This is a genomic window from Bacillus sp. GbtcB10 (genome assembly GCF_019091365.1).
In the GTDB taxonomy this organism is placed as follows: domain Bacteria; phylum Bacillota; class Bacilli; order Bacillales; family Bacillaceae; genus Bacillus; species Bacillus altitudinis.
This window is the reverse complement of sequence record NZ_JAGXJP010000179.1, coordinates 1-267: the sequence shown is the minus strand read 5'-3', so window position 1 is coordinate 267 and position 267 is coordinate 1. Positions and strand designations below refer to the sequence as shown.

Below are 267 nucleotides of genomic sequence, written 5' to 3'. Positions count from 1 at the left end.
CTCATATATATGTAAACTATCACTCATATTCATTTTCCTTAACATAAGTCGTTTCGTATACAAAGTTGGATATGACCACTTCTCAATAATCATAACGGTTTCTGTTTAAACCTTTCATAATTCCTTACCTTTAATAAAAGGATATTCCCACAATCTGTACAAATATAAGCATCCACCGGCGAAGATGTGAACATCGTTTCCTTTTTCCGTATTTGTGCATATCCGACAAACTCACCTTCTCCTATATTTTGAGAACCACAATTAGAG

General features: G+C 33.7%; 1 pseudogene. It reads right to left on the bottom strand.

The features are described 5' to 3' along the window. Window positions 1-93, bottom strand: a pseudogene (locus KVT11_RS20035) (GNAT family N-acetyltransferase); the annotation flags it as partial. Window positions 94-267: the final 174 nt, after the last annotated feature.